Origin of the sequence: Pseudomonas sp. K5002 (genome assembly GCF_013386655.1) — a bacterium.
In the GTDB taxonomy this organism is placed as follows: Bacteria; Pseudomonadota; Gammaproteobacteria; order Pseudomonadales; family Pseudomonadaceae; genus Aquipseudomonas.
Genome location: NZ_JACARK010001322.1, coordinates 1 through 695 on the forward strand (window position 1 = coordinate 1; position 695 = coordinate 695).

Annotated in this window: 1 protein-coding gene; it reads right to left on the bottom strand. The window is 64.0% G+C overall.

The window, feature by feature from the left end:
• On the bottom strand, window positions 1–580 hold a 580-nt coding region (locus tag HX846_RS36030; RefSeq protein WP_178967325.1), incomplete at its 3' end, for an acetamidase/formamidase family protein.
• Window positions 581–695 lie beyond the last annotated feature (115 nt).

A 695-nucleotide genomic window follows, 5' to 3' on the forward strand; every position in this document is an offset into this window, starting at 1 on the left:
CGGTGGCGGCCAGCGGGGCGTTGGCCAGGGGTGGGACGCGGGTCGGGTTGGTGTCGATCAGTTCCTGCTCGCGACGATTCCAGTCGGCGAGCATCACCGGGTCGGGCAGGCAGCCGATCAGGCCGGGGTGGATCAGGCCCGCAAAATTGACGCCCGGGATGTGCCGGGAGCTGGTGAACATGCCCTTGAAATCCCAGATGGCTTTTTGCGCGCTGGGGAAGTGATCGGTGAGAAAGCCGCCGCCGTTCTGGCGCGAGAAGAACCCGTTGAAGCCCCACTGGGAGTCGGCCTTGGCGCCGATGTCGAGCAGGTCGACCACCAGCAAGTCGCCGGGTTCGGCGCCGTGTACGCCCACCGGACCGGAGAGGTAATGCACGGTGGAGAGGTCGACGTCGCGCACGTCGCTGGCGTCGTCGTTGTTCTTGATGGCGCCGGCGGTCCAGTCGTAGGTTTCGAGGATGAAGTCATCGCCGGGTTTGACCCAGCAAGCCATCGGGATGTCCGGGTGCCAACGGTTGTGGATCTGTTCGTTTTCGGTGACGGGTTGGTTGAGGTCGACTTTGATCAGGGTGTCGGTCATCGAGGTGCTCCCGGAGGGTGGGTTGGCTGTCGGGAGCAGTCTCACGGGGATGGGGTTGGGCGGGGAATACGTTGGATGACGTATGCGTCTTTGGGGTTGGGGGGCATATCCGTTT